The sequence below is a fragment of the Pseudoduganella sp. UC29_106 genome (assembly GCF_044055365.1).
GTDB lineage: Bacteria > Pseudomonadota > Gammaproteobacteria > Burkholderiales > Burkholderiaceae_D > Rugamonas.
Map to the genome: position 1 here is coordinate 4,395,592 of NZ_CP171977.1, position 21,916 is coordinate 4,417,507.

Here is a 21,916-nt window from a genome sequence, read left to right on the forward strand (position 1 = left end):
TAGTGTATATCACGAGATAGTGGTAAGGCCAGTTTCGACGGAGTGTTGGGGCGCAGAGCGCCCTGTAGGGCGGATCATTGATCCGCCATGCGTGCTCAGTGGAGCTGCCTGTAGATTTCTTCCGCCAGCGTGCTCGATATGCCGTCCACCGACATCAAATCCTCCACGCTGGCGTTCATCACGCCGCGCAGGCCGCCGAAGCGCGCCAGAAGCTTCTGCCGGCGCTTGACGCCGATGCCTTCAATCTCCTCCAGCCGCGAGGTCTGGCGAGCCTTGGCGCGCTTGGCGCGCATGCCGGTGATAGCGAAGCGATGGGCTTCGTCGCGGATCATGGCGACCAGCATCAGCGCCGCCGACTCCTTGCCCAGTTCCTGCGGCGCGCGGCCGTCGACAAAGACCAGCGTTTCCAGGCCCACGCGCCTGCCCTCGCCTTTCGCCACGCCGACGATCAGGCTGATATCCAGGCCCAGTTCGACGAAGACCTGGCGCGCCATCTCGACCTGGCCTTTGCCGCCGTCGATCAGTACCACGTCCGGCATCACGCCGTCGCCGCCGGCCACTTTCTCGTAGCGGCGCGTGAGCACCTGGCGCATGGCGGCGTAATCGTCGCCGGGCGTGATGTCGTTGATGTTGTAGCGGCGGTATTCGCCGTTCTGCATCTGGTGGTGATGGAACACCACGCAGGAAGCCTGCGTCGCCTCGCCCTGGGTGTGGCTGATGTCGAAGCACTCGACGCGCAGCACATCCAAGTCTTCGTTTTCGAGGCCCAGCGCATCGGCCAGCGCGCGCGTGCGCGATTGCTGCGAGCCCTGTTCGGACAGCAGCCGCGCCAGCGAAATCTCGGCGCCCTTCTGCGCCAGCTCCAGCCACTGGCGGCGCTGGCCCTGCGGCTGGAAGATCAGGTTGATGCGGTGGCCGCACTGCTCCTGCAGCGCGATCATCAGCTCCGGCTGATCGAACTCGATGTTCAGGATCAGGGTGCCGGGGATGTACTTTTCCGTGTAATGCTGGACCAGGAAGGCAGCCAGCACTTCGACTTCGATCGCCTGTTCGGCCACGGCTTCGGCATCCATCACATGGCTCGGGAAGTAAGCGCGGTCGCCCAGGTGGCGTCCACCGCGCACCATGGCGAGGTTGACGCAGGCGCGGCCGCCCTGCACCACCACGGCCAGGATATCCACGTCCTGGTCGCCGGTGGTTTCCATGCTCTGCTGGTGCAGCACCTTGGACAGCGACTGGATCTGGTTGCGCACCGAGGCCGCCTGCTCGAACTTCAGGTCCGAGGCATAGGCGAGCATCTTCTGCTCCAGTTCCTCCATTACCTCGGTCTGGCGCCCGCGCAGGAAGCGCGCCGCGTTATTGACGTCGTTGCGGTAATCCTCGGCGCTGATCAGGTCCACGCAGGGCGCGCTGCAGCGGCCGATCTGGTGCAGCAGGCAGGGGCGTGTGCGGTTCTGGTAGACGCTGTCCTCGCAGGTGCGCAGCAGGAAGACCTTCTGCAGGATCTGCATCGACTCTTTCACCGCCCAGGCAGACGGGAAAGGGCCGAAGTACTGGTTCTTCTTATCCACCGCGCCGCGGTAATAGACCATGCGCGGGAAATCGTCGCCCGTAATCTTCAGGTAGGGATAGGACTTGTCATCCCTGAACAGGATGTTGAAGCGCGGTTGCAGTGTCTTGATCAGGTTATTTTCCAGGATCAGCGCTTCGGCCTCGCTGTGCGTGACCGTGGTTTCCAGGCGCGCGATGCGCTCGACCATCATGGCGATGCGCGGGCTGGCCAGGTTCTTCTGGAAGTAGCTCGATACGCGTTTCTTCAGGTCGCGCGCCTTGCCGACGTAGAGCACCTTGTCCTCTGCGTCGAAATACCGGTACACGCCCGGCAGGTTGGGCAGCTTGGCGACGGTGGCCAGCACCTGTTCGCGCGGATCGTTGCTCTGTTCAGTCATTCGCTTGCTCGACGATCGCATAGGCGACCGCGTAATCCTCTTCATCGCTGACCGAGATGTGCACGGTCAGCCTGTGTTCCTTCATATAGTCGGCCAGCGCGCCGCTGCAGACTATCACCGGCTTGCCCTTCTCGGTATTCAGCATCTGCGCGGTGTGCCAGGACATCGGCGGCGTCAGTCCCAGGCCCAGCGCCTTGGAAAACGCTTCCTTAGCCGCAAAGCGCGTGGCCGCGTAGCGCACGCCGCGCACGGGATTGCGCTCGCAGCGCTCATGATAGACCTTCAGTTCGTCCGGACCGAGTATCTTGCGCGCGAAGCGCTCGCCGCTGCGTTCGAGCGCGGCGGCGATGCGCGGGACTTTGCAGACGTCGGTGCCGATCCCGTAGATCATTTTGCTCCCAGGCGGGTCGAGACCATGATGGCCTTCATTTCGCGCACGGCGTTTTCCCAGCCGGCGAAGATCGAATGGGCGACGATGGCGTGCCCGATGTTCAGTTCAGCGATGTCCGGAATGGCGGCAATCGCCTGCACATTGGTGTAGTGCAGGCCGTGGCCGGCGTTGACCTTCAGGCCTTTCGCCACGCCCCAGCGCACGCCGTTCTTCACGCGTTCCAGTTCCGCCAGCTGCGCCTCGCCTTCGGCGTCGGCATAGGCGCCGGTGTGCAGTTCGATGACGGGCGCGCCCACGTCGGCGGCGGCGGCAATCTGGTCTTCATCGGCATCGATGAACAGGGAGACGCGGATGCCCTCCCCTTGCAACTGCTTCACGGCCGCGGCGACTTCCTTATGGTAGCGGATCACGTCCAGGCCGCCCTCGGTAGTCACTTCGGTGCGCTTCTCCGGCACCAGGCATACGTCCGCCGGCTTGATGCGGCAGGCGAAGTCGATCATTTCCTGCGTGACGGCCGCTTCCAGGTTCATGCGCGTGATCAGCTGCGGCGCCATTGCGATCACGTCCGCATCCTTGATGTGGCGGCGGTCTTCGCGCAGGTGCAGCGTGATGCAGTCGGCGCCGGCCTGCTCAGCCAGCAGCGCTGCGCGGATCGGGTCCCGGATACTTGGTTCCGCGCCGCATTGCGCAGGGTTGCGACGTGGTCGATATTGACGCCCAGGTCGATCACCGGGCCGGTTGTGTGCAGGAAGCTCATGTTCTTTTTACAGTTGCATCAGGTCGATCAGAATCTGGCGCGTGTTCAGCGGCGCGCCACCCAAATGGTGAGCCAGCAGGAAGCGCATCAGCTGCTTGCTTTGCGCTTGCGTAGTGGCGTCGTGGTAATCCTCGCAGTCCATGTCCAGCAGGGTCTGGCCCAGCACGCGCGGGGCGTTATCGCCGGCGCGTTCGGCTCGCGGGCCGCGTTCGGGATCTACTACGTAATGTAACCCGGGCAGGACTTTTTCGCGCGTGTCCAGGCAGCGCGTGAGGTCGGCAGCGACGCCCGTAGCCCTAAGTAAGGCCATTTCGAATTTGCGCAAGACGATGGGCGCAGGTTCGTTGTGCGCCAGCTGGTTGAGCGTGGACACGTAATGATCGAACAATGCCGGATGGGCATCGTCGCGCGCGGTCAGCTTGACCAGCAGTTCGTTAAGGTAGAAGCCGCACAGCAGCGCGGTGCGCTCCAGCGGCAGCATGCCGCCGACCCCATTCGGCATCGGTCAGCGTGCGCAGCTCATTCTTGCCGGTCCAGCTGGCGGCAAGGGGTTGAAAAGTTTGCAGCACGCCACGCAGCTGCGAGTGCGGGCGCTTGGCACCCTTGGCGATCAGTGCCACGCGGCCGAAATCGCGCGTGAACATGTCGACAATCAGGGAGGTTTCCTTGTAGGGGTAGCTATGCAGCACAAAGGCCGGCTGGCCCTGCACCCGCGTGCCGACCGTGCGTTCCTGCGCAGCCGACCGCCGCCGCTGGGACGGCGCTGCGACGGGCTCGGCTGCTACAGAGGACATTATTCGTAGCCGTAGGCGCGCAGGCCTGCCTCGTTGTCCGCCCAGCCGGATTTAACCTTGACCCAGATTTCGAGATAGACCGGGCCGCCGAACAGCTTTTCCATGTCCAGGCGGGCCTGGCTGCTGACCTCTTTCAGGCGCGCGCCCTTGTTCCCGATGATCATGGACTTGTGCGAATCGCGCTCCACCAGGATGGCGGCGAAGATGCGGCGCAGATTGCCTTCCTGTTCGAACTTCTCGATCAGGACCGTGCTGGTGTAAGGCAGCTCGTCGCCCACGAAGCGGAACAGCTTCTCGCGCACGATTTCGGACGCCAGGAATTTCTCGCTGCGGTCGGTGATGTCGTCCTCGCCGAAGACCGGTTCATTCTCGGGCAGGAAGCGCTTGATCTCGTTCTGCAGGCCGTCCAGCTGGAAGCGCAGCTTGGCGCTGACCGGCACGATGGCGGCGAAGGTGAACTTCTCGGCCACCTGCTGGGCGAAGGGCATCAGCACCGCCTTGTCCTTCACGCGGTCGGACTTGTTGATCACCAGGACCACCGGCACATTCTTCGGCAGCAGGTCCAGCACTTGCTGGTCGGCCTGGCCGAAAGTGCCCGCTTCCACGATGAACAGGATCACATCGGAGGAATCGAGGGTGTTGGTGACGGTCTTGTTCAGCGTCTTGTTCAGCGCATTCGAGTGGCGGGTCTGGAAGCCTGGCGTGTCGACGTAGATGAACTGGGCATCGCTCAGGGTCTGGATGCCGGTAATGCGGTGGCGCGTGGTCTGCGCCTTGCGCGAGGTGATGCTGACCTTGGCGCCGATCAGTGTGTTCATCAGGGTCGACTTGCCCACATTCGGGCGGCCAACGATGGCGATATAACCGCAGCGGAAACCGGCGGGAGTGGGTGCATTCGTCATGATACGGACTCTTTGATTACTGTTTTGCCAGCTTTTTTTCCGCCGGCTGGTCACTCTGGACCGTGGCGATTCCCGCCAGCTTCAGCTGCGTGGCGCGCGGCTTGGATTTGCGCGAGGAGGATGGCGACTTTTGCAGCGCCTGCTCGGCCACTTCGAGCGCCAGCTTGGCCGCTGCCTGTTCACCGGCACGGCGGCTGCCGCCGCGGCCATAGACCTGGATGCCCAGCTTGGGCACCAGGCATTCGATCTCGAATTCCTGGCTGTGCGCAGCGCCGTGCGTGGCCACCACGTTATAGGTCGGCAGCGAGATCTTCTTCGACTGCAGGAATTCCTGCAGCAGGGTCTTGGCGTCCTTGCCCAGGGTTTGCGGATCGACCGTGTCCAGGATGGGGATGTAGAAGGAGCGGATCGCCTTGCTGGCGGCATCGAAGCCGCCATCGAGGAACACCGCGCCCAGCAGGGCTTCCAGCGTGTCGGCCAGGATGGAAGGACGGCGGAAGCCACCTGATTTCAGCTCGCCCTCGCCCAGGCGCAGGAATTGCGAGAGTTCCAGCTTCTGGGCGATTTCGTACAGCGACTGCTGCTTGACCAGGTTGGCGCGCAGCCGCGACAGGTCGCCCTCGTCGATCGCGTTATAGCGTTCGTAGAGGATGTTGGCGACCACGCAGTTCAGGATGGAGTGCGCCCAGGAATTCCAGGCGTTCGTTATGCAAACTGCTATGGCTACGGTGCGTCAAGGCCTGCTGGAGCAACCCGGCATCCTTGAACGTGTAGCCTAATCTGGTTTGCAATAACTCTAATTTCATTGTGTCTTATTGGTCGTTTTTAACTGGTGGTCCGTTTTTGGACGTGGATCCGGCATATTCCAGCAACAGGCTTGCGGGACCGAACAGCGGAATCTTCTTCTCGTAGGCGAAGCTCACTTCCATTTCGCCGTTCACGCGCTCGATGATCAGGTCACGGCCATGCAGGGTACTGATGTAATTCACTTCCGCGCTGCGATCGAAGGAATCCTGGATGGCCTTCACCGACTCGCCGGCCGACTTGGCCTTCACGATGGCGGAGCTGATCGCACGGTATTCGCTGTAGGTCGGTACGATCTTCATCGCGATCACGCCGATAAAGCCGAGAATCGCCAGAACCACGATCAGACCCACCAGCGAAATGCCGGCCTGCTGCTTCAGTGCCTTTACTTGCATAAATCCACTCTCCCCGCAAAAAGTGCATTAATTAATGAATACTGCCGATGCGCTTGATATTACCCAGGCTCGTGTTCATCCACACGAAGAATGCCTTGCCGACGATGTTCCTGTCCGGCACGAAGCCCCAATAGCGGCTGTCGGCACTGTTATCCCGGTTATCGCCCATCATAAAGTAGTTTCCTGCCGGAACCACGCACGTAAAGCCTTCATAGTTGTACGTGCAGGCTTCGTGTTGCGGAAACTCCTTCACCTCGGCCAGGTTCAGCGTCGGTGCGCGCTCGTCGTTCAGGATGCGATGGGCAACGCCTTTCAGGTTCTCGGTGAATTGCTTTTTATAAACAAGACTTTCGTCATCCAGGTAGTCATCCAGCGGGGTGTAGCTGACAACCTGGCCATTGACGGTTAACTTCTTGTTTTCATAGGTGATTTTATCACCGGGCACACCGATCACCCGTTTGATGTAATCCTGGCTCATATCCTGCGGATATTTGAACACCATGACATCGCCACGCTGCGGATCATTGATCTGCACGATCTTCTTGTTGATGATCGGCAGACGGATACCGTAGGTGTATTTGTTCACGAGGATGAGGTCGCCCACCAGCAGGGTCGGCACCATCGACGAGGACGGGATCTTGAACGGCTCCCACAGGAAGGAGCGCAGGAAGAACACCAGGGCAATCACGGGGAAGAAGCTGCCCGAGTATTCGATCCAGGTCGGCTGGCGCAGCAGCGCGGACTCGATCTGCGCGCGCTTGCTGGTGGTGGCGTCGGTCTTGATGCCGTCGGCCGTCAGGCGCGCCGTGTGGGCGTCGTAGTCCGCCAGCGCCTTGTTGGCGGCCAGGCGGCGCTGCTTTGCCAGGTAGAACACATCGAGGCACCAGATGACACCGGTGACCACCATCAGGACGAAAAGGATCAGTGCGAAATTGCCCAGGATGGATTGCAGTGTCATTTCTCTTCCACTTGAAGGATTGCCAGGAATGCCTCTTGCGGGATCTCCACGGAGCCCACTTGCTTCATGCGCCTCTTACCTGCTTTCTGCTTCTCCAGCAGTTTCTTCTTACGCGTGATGTCGCCGCCGTAGCACTTGGCCAGCACGTTCTTGCGCATCGCCTTCACGTTCTCGCGCGAGATGATGTTGGAGCCGATCGCCGCCTGGATCGCCACGTCGAACATCTGGCGCGGGATCAGTTCGCGCATCTTTGGCCGCCACGGCGCGGCCGCGGTAAGGCGCATTGGCGCGGTGCACGATGATGGCCAGCGCATCGACCTTTTCGCTGTTGATCAGCATGTCGACCTTGACCACGTCGGCGGGGCGGTTTTCCTTGAACTCATAGTCCATCGAGGCATAGCCGCGCGAGGTGGACTTCAGCTTGTCGAAGAAGTCCAGCACGATCTCGGCCATCGGGATTTCGTAGACCAGCTTGACCTGGCGGCCGTGGTAGCTCATGTCCATCTGGATGCCACGCTTGGCGATACACAGGGTGATCACGGAACCCACATACTCTTGCGGCATGTACAGGTTCACCGTCACGATCGGTTCGCGCACTTCGTTGATGTGGCTCGGCTCCGGCATGCGCGACGGATTATCGACGTAGATCACGCTGCCATCGCGGCGCTCGACCTCATACACCACCGTTGGCGCCGTGGTGATCAGGTCCATGTCGAATTCGCGCTCCAGGCGCTCCTGCACGATTTCCATGTGCAGCAGGCCGAGGAAGCCGCAGCGGAAACCGAAGCCCAGCGCCTGCGACACTTCCGGCTCGTACTGCAGCGCCGCGTCATTCAGCTTCAGCTTTTCCAGCGAGTCACGCAGCGCGTCGTACTGGTTCGCTTCCACCGGGAACAGGCCGGCGAACACCTGCGGCTGGACTTCCTTGAAGCCTGGCAGTGGTTCCGGCGCCGGCTTGGCCACGGAGGTGATGGTGTCGCCCACGCGGGCGGCCTTCAATTCCTTGATGCCGGCGATCACGAAGCCCACCTGGCCGGCGGACAGCTCGGGCAGGGAGACGGAGCGCGGCGAGAAGATGCCGATGTCTTCCACCAGCTGCACCGAGTCGGTGGCCATCAGGCGGATCTTTTCCTTCGGACGCATGGTGCCGTTGACCACGCGCACCAGCATCACCACGCCCACGTAGGCGTCGTACCAGGAGTCGATGATCAGGGCCTGCAGCGGCGCTTCCGGATCGCCTTTTGGCGGCGGCACCTTGGCGATGATGGATTCGAGCACGTCTTCCACGCCGAGGCCGGTCTTGGCCGAGCAGTGCACGGCGTCGCCCGCTTCAATGCCGATCACGTCTTCGATTTCGGCGATGGCGGATGGCGGGTCGGCGTTCGGCAGGTCGATCTTGTTCAGCACCGGCACCACTTCCACGCCCAGGTCCAGCGCGGTATAGCAGTTGGCCACGGTCTGGGCTTCCACGCCTTGCGAAGCGTCCACCACCAGCAGCGCGCCTTCGCAGGCGGACAGCGAACGGCTCACCTCATAGGAGAAGTCGACGTGACCCGGAGTATCGATCAGGTTCAGGTTGTAGATTTCGCCGTTGCGCGCCTTGTATTTCAGGGCTGCGGTCTGGGCCTTGATGGTGATGCCGCGCTCACGTTCCAGGTCCATCGAGTCGAGCACCTGCGCCTCCATCTCGCGGTCGGACAAGCCGCCGCACAGCTGGATAATGCGGTCTGCCAGCGTGGACTTGCCGTGGTCAATGTGGGCGATGATGGAGAAATTGCGAATGTTGTTCATTAAAATTCAAAGCGAGCTATAGCAAAAAAGCGCCCGGGCGAGCGCCTTTTGTAACAATCGATGCAAGGATAATCCCCGGCATTTTACCGGATTTCAGAGGGGAAAGCCCGATTTCTGAGATGACGGGTGTGAAATAATGTTTAAATATTAATTATTTCGACAACACTGCACGGACTTTTTCTTCATCCAGGAAATAGTGGCACAGTTCGGGTTCGCCCAGGTCGCCATACAGTACCGGCACCAGTTCATCGTATTTCGCCACCAGCGCTTCATCCGCATCCACGTCGATCACCTCGACGGTGAACGGTTTTTCCGGGGTTTGCAGGGCGTTGAGGGCATTCAACATGTCCTCGCAGAGGTGGCAGTAGGAACGGGAATAGAGCGTGAAGTGCATCCGGCATCATTTGGGGGGCTGAGCCTGCCATTGTAACGCGCCGGGCGGAATGACGATAACGATGGGCGGAGTCGCCAGCGCTTGTGCCGCCGGCGCGACCGCGGACGATGGCGCCGGGCGGGGCCCCGCGTTGTTCAGCACGAACGTCATCACAGTTGCCAACGCTATGCCCACCCCGCCCACTGTGCCGACCACCCACTTGATCAAAGTGACCTCCAGGCGATGCAGATCATCCCTGGTCGCCATCGTCGCCTCGATTTTCGCGAGGCAGGCGAGGACGTCGGCGGCGATGACTTCGAGCCTGGAAACACGGTTATTCATACGCCCATCTTCGGACGCACGATTGTCGTTGTCAAACTCAGGTGATGGAGGCAGGCCGGATTCCATGCGCCGACTCTACACCCGCCGCCGCGCTGCGCCTTGAGGCGCGGCAAGCGGCGGCGGATAGGGGATTACTTCGCGGCGGGCTTGAGCGAGATGAACTGGGACTGGTCGCCGCGGCGCACGAGGACGACGGAGGCCTTGTTGCGGTCCAGCTTGGCCACGGCGGCGTTGAACTGCTTGCTGTCCGTGATTTCCGTGTTGTTCAGCTGGAGCACGATGTCGCCCTGGCGCAGGCCGGCAGCAGCAGCGGCGCCTTCGGCGGCTTCGACCACCACGCCGCCATTCACGCCCAGCTCCTTCTTCTGCGCGGCCGTCAGGTCGCTGACCTTGAAGCCGAGCGCGTTGGACGGCGTGTCGGCCTTCGGCTTGGCGGAACCGCGCTCCTTGCCTTCAGCCTTGGCCGGCTTGTCCACATCGGCCTCGGCCACCACCACCGTCAGCTCGACCGGCGCGCCCTTGCGCCACACAGTCACTTTCGAGTGACTGCCGACGCCGGTGCCGCCGACCACGCGGGTCAGGTCGGACCATTTGTCGATATCCTTGCCGTCGAACTTGAGGATGATGTCGCCGGCGCGTATGCCCGCCTTGTCGGCCGGGCCGCCCGCTTCCACCTGGGACACTTCGGCGCCCTTGTTATTCTTCAGGCCCAGCGACTCGGCCACTTCCTTGTTCAGTTCGGAGATCTGGACGCCGATGCGGCCGCGCGTCACCTTGCCGGACTTCTTCAGCTGGTCGGCCACGCGCATGGCTTCGTCGATCGGCACCGCAAAGGAAATGCCGTTATAGCCGCCGGACAGCGTGGCGATCTGCGAGTTGATGCCGATCACCTCGCCGCGCATATTGATCAGCGGACCGCCCGAGTTGCCGGGATTGACCGCCACATCGCTCTGGATCAGCGGCAGGTAATCGCCGGTATCGCGCGCCTTGGCCGAAATGATGCCGGCCGTGACCGTGCTCTCCAGGTTGAACGGCGAGCCGATCGCAATCACCCATTCGCCCACGCGGATCTTAGAGGAATCGCCGATGGTCAGGTAAGGCAGCTTGCTGCCATCGATCTTCAGTACGGCGACGTCGGTGCGCGCATCCTGGCCGAGCACCTTGGCCTTGAATTCGCGCTTGTCGGTCAGCGTCACATAGACTTCATCGGCGCCATCGACCACATGGGCATTGGTCAGCACATAGCCATCGGCCGACGTGATGAAGCCGGAACCGACGCCGCGCTGCACTTCCTCACCTGGCGCACGGCGGCCACGCGGCCCCTGGCCACGCGGAATCTGCGGCATCTGGCCGCCAAAGAAGCGGCGGAAGAATTCCTGCATTTCCTCGTCGCCCATCTGGTTGTCGCGCTGCTTGATGCGCTCGGTGGTGCGGATATTGACGACGGCAGGACCGACGCGGTCGATCAGGTCGGTGAAATCGGGCAGGCCGGCCACGGCGGCGGCAGGGGCGGCGTGCACAGGGGCCAGGCCCGCTACGGCAGGCAGGCCCAGGGTTGCTACGCTGAGCAGCAGTGCCGGCAGTACTTTAGCTCCAGCAGAGAACATGTTCTTCATGGTTGCTTTAGTAAAAGTGAATGAATACGCGCAATAGTAGACCACTATAACGCCTTACAACAGTAGGGAATTTGTGACGATATGTTGCGCCCGTCTTCACACTTTTCAAGGCAAGGCTTCGGCCGAGGGCACGCTTTCCGCATCCAGCCGCGCCGCCAGGCGCTCGGCGAAACCGGGCGGCACCCCGTCCTCCCCTTCGCGCAGCGCTTCGCCAATGGCTTGCCACACGCGCCAGCTGGCCTGGGCATCGGCGCCGGCCAGCGCCGCCAGCGCCAGCTCGGCGTCGTCCTGCGGCAATTCACCATCCATCAGGGCCGATAATTTTTCCATGTCCCCTTCCATTGCTTGAGTGTTGGCTTGTTACCAGCGCTTGTCAACCGGCAAATCCAGCAGCGGACGCAGCTTGCGGGCAATCGCTTCCCGCGCCCGGAAAATCCGGCTGCGTACCGTGCCGATCGGGCAGCCCATGATTTGCGCGATCTCCTCGTAGCTCAGGCCTTCGATCTCGCGCAGGGCGATGGCCGTGCGCAAATCGATGGGCAGCGCATCCATGGCCGCGTTGACGGTCTGGGCGATCTGCTTGCTCGCCAACATGGACTCGGGCGTGTTGATGTCGCGCAGGCGCTCTTCTTCCCCGCCGCCGTCCGGCTTGATGACGGCCGGCTCGACCGGACTGGAAGCCGCGAGCCGCTTGCGCATCAGCAGCGCATTCTTGGCGGTATTGATGCCGATCCGGTACAGCCAGGTATAGAAGGCGGCATCGCCGCGGAAATGGCGCAGCGCGCGGTAAGCCTTGATGAAGGTTTCCTGCACCACGTCCTCCGCTTCGGCAGGGTCGTTCAGCAAGCGCGCAAGCAGGCGCATCAGCCGGCGCTGATACTTCGCAACGAGCAGGTCGAACGCAGCCCGCTCACCTGCCCGGGCCCGCTCGACCAGCAACTGGTCGCCTTCGCGGTCTGTCGTCACACTCGGTCCTTTTCTTGGATGGACCACGGCAAAATTGGTTCACGCTTTTTCCGCCAGCGCCTGCACGGCAATGGCCAGCCGGCGCCGCGCATCAGGCGGGGCGCTGTCCGGCAGCACGGCGAGCCAGCGGCGCCGACCGCCCTGCTCCAGGCGCAGCAGCATCAGGCCGGGCCATACCGTGCAGCCGGGCAGCAATATCGCAGCCCCTGTCTGCTGGTATACCGTCAGGCGGAGTTGCCCGCGTCCAGATACATCAATGCGACAGGGATTGACATCGCGCCGCCATGCGAAACCTGCCGCGCCTGCCACGGCGAGGACGGGCTCCCGCCACAACCCGACCGCCAGCAGGGACGCGCACAGGCCCACCCGCAACAGGTACAGGAACAGCGACGGCCGGACCACAATGGATGCCGCGATCGACATGGCGCACGATGCATTGAAAGGGGAAACAAAAACGCCGGCGAGCGCCGGCGTTTAGCGCTCACTCCGGTTGTGACCGGAGCGAGGCAGAAAAGTTCAAACTATCAGACCTTGCCGAACACCAGGCTGCCGTTGGTGCCGCCGAACCCGAAGGAGTTCTTGACGGCGTACTGGATCTTGGCATCACGCGCGATGTTCGCGCAGAAGTCCAGATCGCAGGCCGGGTCCTGGTTGAAGATATTGATGGTCGGCGGGATCACCTGATGGTGGAGCGCCAGCACAGTGAACACCGACTCCAGGCCGCCCGCGCCACCCAGCAGGTGACCGGTCATCGACTTGGTGGAACTCACGACCAGATTCTTCGAATGCTCGCCGAAGGTGCGCTTGATGCCCTGCACTTCCGCCACATCGCCCAGCGGGGTCGACGTGCCGTGTGCATTCACGTATTGCACCTGGTCCGGATTGATGCCGGCGTTGCGCATTGCGGACTGAGCCGACTTGCTGCCGCCTGCGCCATCTTCCAGAGGCGAGGTCATGTGGTATGCGTCCGCGCTCATGCCGAAGCCATGCAGTTCCGCATAGATCTTCGCGCCGCGCGCTTTGGCGTGTTCATACTCTTCCAGCACCATGACGCCGGCGCCTTCGCCCAGCACGAAACCATCGCGGTCCTTGTCCCATGGACGGGACGAGGTCGCCGGGTCGTCGTTGCGAGCGGACAGGGCGCGAGCCGAGGCGAAGCCGCCCAGGCCCAGCGGCGACACGGTCGATTCCGAGCCGCCGGCAACCATCATGTCGGCATCGCCGTATTCGATCAGGCGGGCCGCAGCGCCGATGCAGTGCAGGCCGGTGGTGCAGGCCGTCACGATCGCCAGGTTGGGACCGCGCATGCCGTACTTGATCGACAGGTTACCGGAGATCATGTTGATGATCGACGACGGCACGAAGAACGGCGAAATGCGGCGCGGGCCGCGCTTGTCGTAGTCTTCCTTCTGTTCTTCGATCATCGGCAGACCGCCGATGCCGGAGCCGATGATCACGCCGATGCGATCGGCGTTCTCTTCGGTAACCGTAATACCGGAATCCTGGATCGCCTGGATACCAGCCGCCATGCCGTAATGGATAAAGATATCCATATGGCGCGCTTCCTTGGCGTCGAGATAGTCCTCGACGTTGAAGCCTTTGACTTCACCCGCAAAACGGGTGGAGAAAGCCGACGCGTCAAATCGGGTGATGGTAGCGATCCCGGACTTGCCCTCGGTAAGTGCTTTCCACGCATCAGCAACCGTGTTGCCGACCGGGGAAACACAGCCAAGGCCGGTAACCACTACACGACGGTTCTTAGAACTCAAGCGAATCTCCTGGAGTGGATCAATGCCAGGGCTTATCAGGCCTTGACGTGTGCAGTCGCGTAGTCGATCGCTTGCTGCACGGTGGTGATCTTTTCAGCCTGTTCGTCAGGGATTTCCATCTCGAACTCGTCTTCCAGTGCCATTACCAGCTCAACGGTGTCGAGGGAATCGGCGCCCAGGTCGTCCACGAAGGAAGACTCGTTCTTGATGTCCGCTTCAGCGACGCCCAGTTGTTCAGCGACGATTTTCTTAACGCGTTGTTCGATATCCGACATGTTATGGCTCCATTATGTTTGTTACGGAAAGCGCGCATTTTAGCAGGTTTGCGCGCCGAAAAACTAATTTCGGTGCTTGATTTGATCTGCGCCGAAATCGCTATTAAAAGACTTGAACACGCGGCCATTATGCCGCATGAACTCATCAATTCATATACATACCACCATTTACATGCAGGGTGGTGCCGGTAATATAAGCGGCCTGCGGCGATGCCAGGAAGGCGACCGCCGCAGCAATATCTTCAGGCTTGCCGAGACGCCCCAGCGGGATCTGCGTCAGCAGCGCAGTGTGCTGGTCTTCGCCCAGTGCCTTGGTCATATCGGTGTCGATGAAACCCGGCGCAACACTGTTGACGGTAATGTTGCGGCTGCCGATTTCACGCGCCAGCGCGCGGGTCATGCCCTCCACGCCCGCCTTGGCGGCAGCATAGTTCATCTGGCCGGGATTGCCAGCCGAGGCCACCACCGAGGTGATATTAATAATACGCCCGGTTTTCGCTTTCATCATGCCCCGCAGGACGGCGCGCGACAGGCGGCCGACGGAGCTCAGGTTGGTGGCGATCACGCTGTCCCATTCCTCATCCTTCATGCGCATCGCCAGCTGATCCTGGGTGATGCCGGCATTGTTGACGAGGATGCCGACGGCGCCGAATTCCTTGCCGATCTCATCGATCACGGCCGCGCAGCGCTCCGCGTCGGTCACGTTCAGTACCATGCCCTTGCCGGCGTCCGCACCGATCTCGGCCAGGTAGGCGGAGATGGCTTGCGCGCCCGCTTCGGTGGTGGCGGTGCCGATGACTTTCGCGCCCTGTTTTGCCAGTTCCTGCGCGATGGCCTTGCCGATACCGCGCGATGCGCCCGTTACCAGGGCAACTTGATTAGCCAGAGTCATTCTTGTCCTTTTCTTATTTGAAGGTTGCCAGCAGGCGTTCCAGGGAAGCCTGATCGAAGATCGCGTCACCCACCAGATTGGTGTCGATGCGCTTGGCCAGGCCCATCAGGACCTTGCCCGGGCCGCATTCGATCACATTGGTGATGCCGTCCGCGGCGACCTTTTGCATGGTCTCCACCCAGCGCACCGGGCTTGCCGCCTGGCGCACCAGCGCATCCTTGATGGATGCCGGATCGTTCAGCACGGCCACATCCACGTTGTTGATTAGCGGGATTTGCGGCGCGTTGAAATGGATATTGGCCATGTAGTCGCGCAGGCGGTCCGAAGCCGGCTTCAACAGCGAGCTGTGGAACGGTGCGGAGACCGGCAGGCGCATGGCGCGCTTGGCGCCCTTGGCTTTGGCGAATTCGCAGGCCTTGTCGACAGCGGCGCTGTGCCCGGCGATCACGACCTGGGCCGGCGCGTTGAAGTTGACGGCTTCCACGACTTCGCCGGGGATGGCAGCCAGCGCCTCAGCGCAGGCGGCGCGCACATCATCGTCGGACAGGCCCAGCACGACAGCCATCGTGCCCTGCCCCACCGGCACAGCTTCCTGCATCGCTTGCGCGCGGAAGCGCACCAGCGGCACGGCATCCTTGAAATCGATCACGCCAGCGGCGACCAGGGCGGAGTATTCGCCCAGGCTGTGGCCGGCTACCACGGAAGGCACGGGACCGCCGGCGGCGATCCAGGCGCGATAGGCAGCCACGGCAGCGGTCAGCATGACGGGCTGAGTATTGGTGGTCAGGTCCAGTTCTTCTTTTCGGGCCTTCGGCCATCAGCTTGCCGAGGTCGAACTGCAGCGCGTCGGACGCTTCAGCGATGGTTTGCGCCACGACCGGGTTGCCGGCGAAGCCGTCCATCATGCCGACAGCTTGCGAACCCTGGCCCGGGAAAACGAATGCGAATTTGGTCATTATTTAGAGCTCTTATTCTAAAAACGGTCGAATTTTACACGCGGGCTTACATGCGCGCCAGGACAGCGCCCCAGGTGAAGCCGCCGCCCACGCCTTCCATCAGCACGATGTCGCCCTTCTTCACGCGGCCATCGCGCACCGCGGCGTCCAGCGCCAGCGGGATCGAAGCGGCGGAAGTATTGCCGTGCTGGTCGACGGTCACCACCATCTTCTCCGGCGACATGCCCAGCTTCCTGGCGGTGCCGTTCATGATGCGGATATTGGCCTGGTGCGGAATCAGCCAGTCGATCTTGTCGGCGGTCATGTCGGCTGCTTCCAGCGCCTCGTAGGCCACCTTCTCCAGCACGCTCACGGCCAGCTTGAACACGGCCTGGCCATCCATATACAGGTAGGCCGAGCCGGCCACCGCGCCGCCGGCCACATTGCCGGGGATGCTCAGGATGTCCGAATGGCGGCCGTCCGCGTGCAGTTTGCACGAGAGGATGCCGGGCTCTTCTGACGCCGTCATGACAATGGCGCCGGCGCCGTCGCCGAACAGCACACAGGTGGTGCGGTCTTCGAAATTCAGAATGCGCGAGAACACTTCAGCACCGATCACCAGCACATTCTTGTGCAGGCCGGACTTGATGAAGGAATCCGCGCTGGCCATCGCGTACACGAAGCCGGAGCAAACGGCTTGCACGTCCACGGCGGCGCAGTTGTTGGTCATGCCCAGCTTCTTCTGCACGATGCAGGCGGTGCTGGGGAAGGAGCCGAAGAAATCGGGGGTGGAGCTGGCGACGATAATCAAGTCGATATCGTCCGGCTGCAGGCCGGCCGCATCCAGCGCCTGGCGCGCGGCCAGCACGCCGAGGTCGGACGAAGCCTGTTCCGGCTCCGCGTAGTGGCGCGCGGAGATGCCGCTGCGCGACACGATCCACTCGTCCGAGGTTTCGATGCCCTTGGCCGCCAGCTGGGCAGCCAGTTCATTGTTCGTTACGCGCTTTTCAGGCAGATAGCTGCCCGTGCCGATGATTTTGCTGTACAGGGTCATGCGTGTCTCTTCCGCCGTTAGACGGCTCGATAGGGTTTTCCTGGGGCATGAGTTCGGCAATCATTGCCGACAGATGCTCTTGTACATCATTTTTTGCAGCATCATACGCTCTGCGGATCGCCCACTCATAACCTTCCGCATCCGCGCCGCCGTGCGATTTCAGCACCAGGCCACGCAAACCAAGCAGGCTGGCGCCGTTGTAGCGGGAAGGATTGAGGCGTTTGCCAATCATCTTCAGGGCACTGCGGGCGATCAGCGCGCCCAGCATGGTCAGCGGACTGCGCCGGAATTCGGTGTTCAGCACGTCCTTCACGAAGCGCGCCAGGCCTTCCACCGCCTTCAGCGTGACGTTGCCGACGAAGCCGTCGCACACCACGATGTCGGTCGTACCTTTGAAGATGTCGTTGCCTTCCACGTTGCCATGGAAGTTCAGGGCCCCGCGGTCATGGTCGGCCTGCAGCAGCTTGGCCGTAGCCTTGACCACTTCGTTGCCCTTGATGTCCTCCGTACCCACGTTGAGCAGGCCGATGGTCGGGCGTTCGATGCCCTCCACCGCTTGCACCAGCACATAACCCATGATGGCGAACTGGTGCAGGTGGTGCGGTTCGCAGTCCACATTGGCGCCAAGGTCGAGGGTATAGGTGGGCTTGCCCTTCTGGTTGGGCAGGATGGAGCAGATAGCCGGGCGGTCCACGCCAGGCATGGTTTTCAGTACATAGCGCGACACCGCCATCAATGCAGCGGTATTGCCCGCGGAAACGCTGGCGTGCGCCTTGCCTTCCTTGACTTGTTCGATCGCCACGCGCATCGACGAATCCTTCTTGCGGCGCAAGGCGACCTCGAGCGGGTCATCCATGGTGACCTGTTCGGATGCGTGAAGGATGGAAATGCGGGGCTGCGTTTCGGCGTGGTGCTTCTTCAGTTCAGCGCGGATGACGTCTTCCAGGCCCACAAGGATGAGCTCTGCGTCAGGTTCGTGCTTGAGGAAAGAGAGTGCGGCAGGAATAGTGACAGATGGGCCATGATCGCCACCCATGCAGTCGATAGAGATTTTGATTGTCATTGCCGGGTTGCTTAAATCCTAAAGAAAAAGCGGCGCGACGACAGGGGACCTGCGTTGCACCGCTTTGTCTAGACTGAAGCAAAAACGTCGATTACTCGTCGTTCTTGGTCTTCAGTACCTTGCGACCACGATAGAAGCCGTTCGGGCTGATGTGGTGACGCAGGTGGGTTTCGCCGGTGGTTGGCTCAACGGCCAGGTTCGGGGCAACCAGGAAATCGTGCGAACGGTGCATGCCGCGCTTCGATGGGGACTTCTTATTCTGTTGAACAGCCATGATGACTCCTAATACTAAAGTTCTAAGATTTTAACACATCCGATGCGCAAAAACATGCGTATCGAGTATCCCAGCGGCAAACCGGCCGCCACGTACTGCTACATCCATGCCAATACTCGATTAACAACACGCGTTTTGACACGTTCTAACACGGCGGGTCAATGACCCGCCCTACGCGCCAACATATCGACACAGCGTAGGGCGGATCATTGATCCGCCGAAGTTCCGCCCGGGACAACAAACTCGCCCGGGATGGCGGATCCAATCCGCCAAAATTCTTATTGATCCGCTTTCAGACCCTTGAGGGTGGCGAAGGGCGACTCCTTCGCGCTTTTCGCTTTGTCGAGCAGCGATGTGTCAGGGCACACCTCATGCTTCGGCGCTTGCGGCAAGGCCAGCAGGGCCTCGTCTTCAATCAGATCCATCAGGTTCATCGAACGGGTGCCGACGATTACGTCGATACTTTCGTCGTCGATGATTTCCTCGATTTCATCGGCTTCCTCGTCATCTTTACCCAGCATCAGCAGGGTCGAGGAATCCATTTCATATTCAAACGGGCCCAGGCATCGCTGGCACACCAGTTGCACTTTGCCGGCAACGGTCAGGCGCAGCTGCGGATAGCCCTGTTTGCTCGTGCCGCCCTCGGCCTTCCAGGCGACTTCACCGGAAGTGTCAGCACATTCCTTGCTCAGTCGGGTCATTTCAGCCACGGGCGTTACGCCTTCGCGGGTGCTGTTGGTCCGACAGAACTCAAAGGCGTCGATCTCAAAAGCGTTCATTGGCTAAAATTTCCCTCGAAAACCTGCGATAATAGCAGGATTTTCGTCGTCGCGTCAAAGACTTGCGCGATATTTCGCTGCATTTCGACGGCGCACAAGCATATAACATTTCCCTGATGAAAACAACTCGACTCATCCTCGCTTCCAGCTCCGCCTACCGCCGCGAACTGTTGTCGCGCCTGCAGTTGCCGTTCGAGGTGGATGTGCCGGACATCGATGAAAGCCCCCTGCCCGGCGAATCGCCTTCGGCCACTGCCTTGCGCCTGGCGCGCGAGAAGGCTGCCGCCGTCGCAGCGCGCCATCCGGATGCGCTGGTGATCGGCTCCGATCAGGTCGCCACGCTGGACGATGAACAAATCGGCAAGCCGGGCAACCACGCCGCCGCCCTCGCCCAGCTGCAGAAAATGCGCGGCCGCGAAGTGCTCTTCCACACGGCGCTGTGCCTGTGGGATGGTCGCAACAATACGCACCAGCTGGAAGACATCCGGACCGTCGTGAAGTTCCGCGATTTGCCGGATGAGGAGCTGGATGCTTATCTGCGTATCGAGCAGCCTTACGATTGTGCCGGAAGCGCCAAAAATGAGGCGCTCGGAATTGCGATCCTGGAACGGATCGATTCGAGCGATCCGACGGCGCTCACCGGGCTGCCATTGATTGCGCTGACGGGCATGCTGCGCGCCGCGGGCGTAAGCTTTTTCCAGAAACCGTAACCCCAAGTGGCTGCCACGTCGTGGCAGCCACTAGTTCTTAGCCTTGGGTTTTAAATACATGACCGGCACTTTATTTTTGATTCCTAATACTCTTGGCGCGACGGAGTCGCTGGACCACGTGATTCCGACGCACGTGCAGGCGCTGACCGCGCAACTGCCCTACTTCGTCGCGGAAAACGCGAAGACGGCGCGGGCCTTCCTGAAGCTGGTCGGGGCGACGCATCCGCTGGCGCGTCCGCTGCAGGAAATCACAATCAGCGAGCTGAATGTGAATACACCGGCGGCCGCGCTGGCGGGCTTGCTGGAGCCGCTGAAAGCCGGGCAGGATGCGGGCCTGCTGTCCGAAGCCGGAGTGCCGGCAGTGGCCGATCCCGGCGCCGACCTGGTGCGCCTGGCGCATCAGCACGGCATCCCCGTCCGTCCGCTGGTGGGACCCAGCTCCATCCTGATGTCGGTCATGGCCAGCGGCCTGAATGGTCAGAGCTTCGCCTTCAACGGCTACCTGCCGACCGACGCCGCCGCGCGCGCCAAGCGCATCAAGGACCTGGAAGGCCGCTCGCGTCACGAAAAGCAGACCCAGCTCTTTATCGAAACACCCTACCGCAACGCGGCCATGCTGGAAGCGCTGGTGAACAGCTGCAATGGCAATACGCTGATCTGTGTGGCGACCGATATCAGCCTGCCATCGGAAAGCATCCGCACCTTGACGGGCGCCCAGTGGAAGAGCCTGCTTACCGCAGGCAAGACGCCGGACTTCCACAAGAAGCCGACCGTCTTCCTGCTACTGGCTCACTGAATGGATTGCGCGTAGTCGTTGACCCAGTCGAAGGCCGCCAGCTGGATCGCGTAAAGCTCGGAAGGCGCCACCTCCAGCTTGTGCAGGATGCCGGTCAGCTCCGGCCCCTCCTGGGCGCGCTCGATCAGCTCGATCAGGTGCAGCACGTCGCCATACTCGCCCACGCGATGCAGCAAGGCATCACGCACTTCGTCCAGCACGTTGACGCAGTCGAGAATCTCGCCCATGCGCACGGAGAACAGCGCGTCCATCAGGGACATGATGCCCACCGTGAAGCCGATATCGGGCGCGATGCGCTCGCCCGGCCGCACCTTTTCCATCATCAGCTCCATGGTCTTGCCGCGCGTGGTCGCCATCTGCAGCAGCGGTGAATCGAACTCGGCGCCTTTTACGTAGAGCAGGATCTGCAGCCAGCGCTGCAATTGTCGGCGGCCCAAAACAATTAGCGCATGGCCGACGGAATTGATGCGGAAGCGCGCGCCAACGGCCGGTGTGTTGACCAGTCGCAGCAGGTTCAGCGAAATCAGCGGGTCGTGCTTGACGCTGCGTTCGACCTCGCGCTGGTCAGCGTCCTGGTTGAGCAGGTTCAGCAGGTTCATGATCGCCATCTGTGACGGCGCTATTTTCTTGCCACTGAGGATGACCGGCCGGGCGAAGTAATAGCCCTGAAAGTATTCGAAGCCCAGGTCCATGCATTCGCGGAATTCCTCGACCGTTTCCACCTTCTCGGCCAGCAGCTTCTGGCCCGGCGATTTGAGCGAAGCGGCGAGGGCGGGCAGGCTGCCGGGTGCGATCTGCTTGATATCGACCTTGATCACGTCCATCAGCGGACGCAGCTTTTCGACTGCTTCGGATTCGCCGGCCACGTCATCCAGCGCGAACTTGAAACCGGCCTGCTTCAGTTCGCGCAGGCGCGTCAGCACGTCCGGCGTTGGCTCTACGGATTCGAGGACTTCGAGGATTACCTTATCGTTCGGCAGGAAGCGAATGAAGTCGCTCATCAGGCCGATGGTGTCTACATTCACAAAGGCAAGCTGGTCGCCCACGACCTGCTCCATGCCCAGTTCGGAGGCGTGGGCGATCACGGCCGCAGTGGCTTGCGTACCGTTAGTCACTCTGGCTTCGTGGACTTCTGCATTCCGGTACAGCAGCTCGTATGCTACAAGCCGCTGGTTTCGATTGAGGATGGGTTGCCTTGCCAGGAAAAATTGATTGGCATATGGAAGAGGAAGCTGGGCTGCGTCTTGATGCAATGCGACATTCATGGGTTTCCCCACTGCTGGACTCATTACTGTCAGACTAACGCCGATTTACGATCTTGACAATGTTTT

The 21,916-nt window shown here is 61.4% G+C and carries 21 protein-coding genes and 5 pseudogenes; 2 read left to right on the plus strand and 24 right to left on the minus strand.

Translation table 11 applies throughout. The features are described 5' to 3' along the window. Nucleotides 1–95: 95 nt before the first annotated feature. From uvrC to ACHMW6_RS21980, 23 genes and pseudogenes are all read right to left on the minus strand, one after another. Nucleotides 96–1,949, minus strand: a complete 1,854-nt coding sequence (gene uvrC / locus ACHMW6_RS21870; RefSeq protein ID WP_395399875.1) for an excinuclease ABC subunit UvrC — start codon at nt 1,947–1,949, stop codon at nt 96–98. Continuing rightward, nucleotides 1,942–2,340: a holo-ACP synthase gene (gene acpS / locus ACHMW6_RS21875; RefSeq protein ID WP_395399877.1), complete on the minus strand. Its 399-nt coding sequence runs from the start codon at nt 2,338–2,340 to the stop codon at nt 1,942–1,944. Before acpS ends, uvrC begins: the two co-directional genes overlap by 8 nt. Beyond that, nucleotides 2,337–3,097 (minus strand): annotated as a pseudogene (pdxJ, locus tag ACHMW6_RS21880) (pyridoxine 5'-phosphate synthase). Before pdxJ ends, acpS begins: the two are co-directional and overlap by 4 nt. Nucleotides 3,098–3,104: 7 nt before the next feature. Then, nucleotides 3,105–3,891, minus strand: a pseudogene (gene recO, locus ACHMW6_RS21885) (DNA repair protein RecO). Then, nucleotides 3,891–4,793 carry a GTPase Era gene (era, locus tag ACHMW6_RS21890; protein ID WP_395399879.1) on the minus strand — a complete coding sequence of 301 codons (903 nt, stop codon included), beginning with the start codon at nt 4,791–4,793 and terminating at the stop codon, nt 3,891–3,893. The pseudogene recO and the gene era overlap by 1 nt, the downstream one beginning before the upstream one ends. A 16-nt stretch (nt 4,794–4,809) precedes the next feature. Next, nucleotides 4,810–5,599: pseudogene (gene rnc / locus ACHMW6_RS21895) on the minus strand (ribonuclease III). Between the two features lie 6 nt (nt 5,600–5,605). Further along, entirely contained in the window at nt 5,606–5,992 is a 387-nt protein-coding gene (locus tag ACHMW6_RS21900; protein WP_395399881.1) for a DUF4845 domain-containing protein, read from the minus strand. A 31-nt stretch (nt 5,993–6,023) separates the two neighbouring features. Next, entirely contained in the window at nt 6,024–6,950 is a 927-nt protein-coding gene (gene lepB, locus ACHMW6_RS21905) for a signal peptidase I (RefSeq protein ID WP_395399883.1), read from the minus strand. After that, nucleotides 6,947–8,741: pseudogene (gene lepA / locus ACHMW6_RS21910) on the minus strand (translation elongation factor 4). The gene lepB and the pseudogene lepA overlap by 4 nt, the downstream one beginning before the upstream one ends. 151 nt (nt 8,742–8,892) lie before the next feature. Continuing rightward, a complete protein-coding gene (locus ACHMW6_RS21915; protein WP_395399885.1) occupies nt 8,893–9,135 on the minus strand; it encodes a glutaredoxin family protein in 243 nt (80 codons plus the stop codon). A gap of 6 nt (nt 9,136–9,141) precedes the next feature. Next, nucleotides 9,142–9,522, minus strand: coding sequence for a hypothetical protein (locus ACHMW6_RS21920; RefSeq protein ID WP_395399887.1), 381 nt, complete (start codon nt 9,520–9,522; stop codon nt 9,142–9,144). 65 nt (nt 9,523–9,587) lie between these two features. Beyond that, nucleotides 9,588–11,063, minus strand: a complete 1,476-nt coding sequence (locus tag ACHMW6_RS21925) for a DegQ family serine endoprotease (protein ID WP_395408687.1) — start codon at nt 11,061–11,063, stop codon at nt 9,588–9,590. Between the two features lie 114 nt (nt 11,064–11,177). Next, complete coding sequence (locus tag ACHMW6_RS21930; RefSeq protein ID WP_395399889.1) at nt 11,178–11,402, minus strand: RseA family anti-sigma factor; 225 nt, start codon at nt 11,400–11,402, stop codon at nt 11,178–11,180. Nucleotides 11,403–11,432: 30 nt separating this feature from the next. Further along, a complete protein-coding gene (gene rpoE, locus ACHMW6_RS21935; protein ID WP_395399890.1) occupies nt 11,433–12,065 on the minus strand; it encodes an RNA polymerase sigma factor RpoE in 633 nt (210 codons plus the stop codon). 12 nt (nt 12,066–12,077) lie between these two features. Continuing rightward, a complete protein-coding gene (locus ACHMW6_RS21940; RefSeq protein WP_395399892.1) occupies nt 12,078–12,461 on the minus strand; it encodes a hypothetical protein in 384 nt (127 codons plus the stop codon). Nucleotides 12,462–12,562: 101 nt separating this feature from the next. Beyond that, complete coding sequence (gene fabF, locus ACHMW6_RS21945) at nt 12,563–13,807, minus strand: beta-ketoacyl-ACP synthase II (RefSeq protein WP_395399894.1); 1,245 nt, start codon at nt 13,805–13,807, stop codon at nt 12,563–12,565. A 35-nt stretch (nt 13,808–13,842) separates the two neighbouring features. Further along, nucleotides 13,843–14,082 (minus strand): acyl carrier protein, encoded by a 240-nt coding sequence (gene acpP, locus ACHMW6_RS21950; protein WP_028104092.1) that lies wholly within the window; start codon nt 14,080–14,082, stop codon nt 13,843–13,845. A gap of 145 nt (nt 14,083–14,227) precedes the next feature. Further along, on the minus strand, nt 14,228–14,974 hold the full coding sequence (gene fabG / locus ACHMW6_RS21955) for a 3-oxoacyl-ACP reductase FabG (RefSeq protein WP_395399897.1): 747 nt from the start codon (nt 14,972–14,974) through the stop codon (nt 14,228–14,230). 13 nt (nt 14,975–14,987) lie between these two features. Beyond that, nucleotides 14,988–15,930: pseudogene (gene fabD, locus ACHMW6_RS21960) on the minus strand (ACP S-malonyltransferase). Between the two features lie 46 nt (nt 15,931–15,976). Further along, the gene (locus tag ACHMW6_RS21965; protein ID WP_395399899.1) at nt 15,977–16,963 is read right to left on the minus strand and encodes a beta-ketoacyl-ACP synthase III; all 987 of its coding nucleotides are present in this window, start codon (nt 16,961–16,963) and stop codon (nt 15,977–15,979) included. Beyond that, entirely contained in the window at nt 16,917–18,026 is a 1,110-nt protein-coding gene (gene plsX, locus ACHMW6_RS21970) for a phosphate acyltransferase PlsX (RefSeq protein WP_395399901.1), read from the minus strand. The genes ACHMW6_RS21965 and plsX overlap by 47 nt, the downstream gene beginning before the upstream one ends. 91 nt (nt 18,027–18,117) lie before the next feature. Next, on the minus strand, nt 18,118–18,300 hold the full coding sequence (gene rpmF / locus ACHMW6_RS21975) for a 50S ribosomal protein L32 (RefSeq protein WP_028104096.1): 183 nt from the start codon (nt 18,298–18,300) through the stop codon (nt 18,118–18,120). A 278-nt stretch (nt 18,301–18,578) separates the two neighbouring features. Further along, on the minus strand, nt 18,579–19,079 hold the full coding sequence (locus ACHMW6_RS21980; protein WP_395399904.1) for a YceD family protein: 501 nt from the start codon (nt 19,077–19,079) through the stop codon (nt 18,579–18,581). Nucleotides 19,080–19,195: 116 nt separating this feature from the next. Here ACHMW6_RS21980 and ACHMW6_RS21985 point away from each other — a divergent pair, with 116 nt between their 5' ends. Beyond that, the gene (locus ACHMW6_RS21985; protein ID WP_395399906.1) at nt 19,196–19,789 is read left to right on the plus strand and encodes a Maf-like protein; all 594 of its coding nucleotides are present in this window, start codon (nt 19,196–19,198) and stop codon (nt 19,787–19,789) included. Between the two features lie 58 nt (nt 19,790–19,847). Next, entirely contained in the window at nt 19,848–20,585 is a 738-nt protein-coding gene (locus tag ACHMW6_RS21990) for an SAM-dependent methyltransferase (protein WP_395399908.1), read from the plus strand. Here the strand turns inward: ACHMW6_RS21990 and ACHMW6_RS21995 are convergent. Then, the gene (locus ACHMW6_RS21995; protein ID WP_395399910.1) at nt 20,579–21,850 is read right to left on the minus strand and encodes an EAL and HDOD domain-containing protein; all 1,272 of its coding nucleotides are present in this window, start codon (nt 21,848–21,850) and stop codon (nt 20,579–20,581) included. The two genes, ACHMW6_RS21990 and ACHMW6_RS21995, sit on opposite strands and share 7 nt — an antisense overlap. Between the last annotated feature and the right edge of the window lie 66 nt (nt 21,851–21,916).

Bases quoted from the DNA above. Each gene is read 5' to 3' on its own strand.
- uvrC (WP_395399875.1), bottom strand. From the start codon at position 1,949: ATGACTGAACAGAGCAACGATCCGCGCGAACAGGTGCTGGCCACCGTC.
- acpS (WP_395399877.1), bottom strand. From the start codon at position 2,340: ATGATCTACGGGATCGGCACCGACGTCTGCAAAGTCCCGCGCATCGCC.
- era (WP_395399879.1), bottom strand. From the start codon at position 4,793: ATGACGAATGCACCCACTCCCGCCGGTTTCCGCTGCGGTTATATCGCC.
- ACHMW6_RS21900 (WP_395399881.1), bottom strand. From the start codon at position 5,992: ATGCAAGTAAAGGCACTGAAGCAGCAGGCCGGCATTTCGCTGGTGGGT.
- lepB (WP_395399883.1), bottom strand. From the start codon at position 6,950: ATGACACTGCAATCCATCCTGGGCAATTTCGCACTGATCCTTTTCGTC.
- ACHMW6_RS21915 (WP_395399885.1), bottom strand. From the start codon at position 9,135: ATGCACTTCACGCTCTATTCCCGTTCCTACTGCCACCTCTGCGAGGAC.
- ACHMW6_RS21920 (WP_395399887.1), bottom strand. From the start codon at position 9,522: ATGGAATCCGGCCTGCCTCCATCACCTGAGTTTGACAACGACAATCGT.
- ACHMW6_RS21925 (WP_395408687.1), bottom strand. From the start codon at position 11,063: ATGTTCTCTGCTGGAGCTAAAGTACTGCCGGCACTGCTGCTCAGCGTA.
- ACHMW6_RS21930 (WP_395399889.1), bottom strand. From the start codon at position 11,402: ATGGAAAAATTATCGGCCCTGATGGATGGTGAATTGCCGCAGGACGAC.
- ACHMW6_RS21940 (WP_395399892.1), bottom strand. From the start codon at position 12,461: ATGTCGATCGCGGCATCCATTGTGGTCCGGCCGTCGCTGTTCCTGTAC.
- acpP (WP_028104092.1), bottom strand. From the start codon at position 14,082: ATGTCGGATATCGAACAACGCGTTAAGAAAATCGTCGCTGAACAACTG.
- fabG (WP_395399897.1), bottom strand. From the start codon at position 14,974: ATGACTCTGGCTAATCAAGTTGCCCTGGTAACGGGCGCATCGCGCGGT.
- ACHMW6_RS21965 (WP_395399899.1), bottom strand. From the start codon at position 16,963: ATGACCCTGTACAGCAAAATCATCGGCACGGGCAGCTATCTGCCTGAA.
- plsX (WP_395399901.1), bottom strand. From the start codon at position 18,026: ATGACAATCAAAATCTCTATCGACTGCATGGGTGGCGATCATGGCCCA.
- rpmF (WP_028104096.1), bottom strand. From the start codon at position 18,300: ATGGCTGTTCAACAGAATAAGAAGTCCCCATCGAAGCGCGGCATGCAC.
- ACHMW6_RS21980 (WP_395399904.1), bottom strand. From the start codon at position 19,079: ATGAACGCTTTTGAGATCGACGCCTTTGAGTTCTGTCGGACCAACAGC.
- ACHMW6_RS21985 (WP_395399906.1), top strand. From the start codon at position 19,196: ATGAAAACAACTCGACTCATCCTCGCTTCCAGCTCCGCCTACCGCCGC.
- ACHMW6_RS21990 (WP_395399908.1), top strand. From the start codon at position 19,848: ATGACCGGCACTTTATTTTTGATTCCTAATACTCTTGGCGCGACGGAG.
- ACHMW6_RS21995 (WP_395399910.1), bottom strand. From the start codon at position 21,850: ATGAATGTCGCATTGCATCAAGACGCAGCCCAGCTTCCTCTTCCATAT.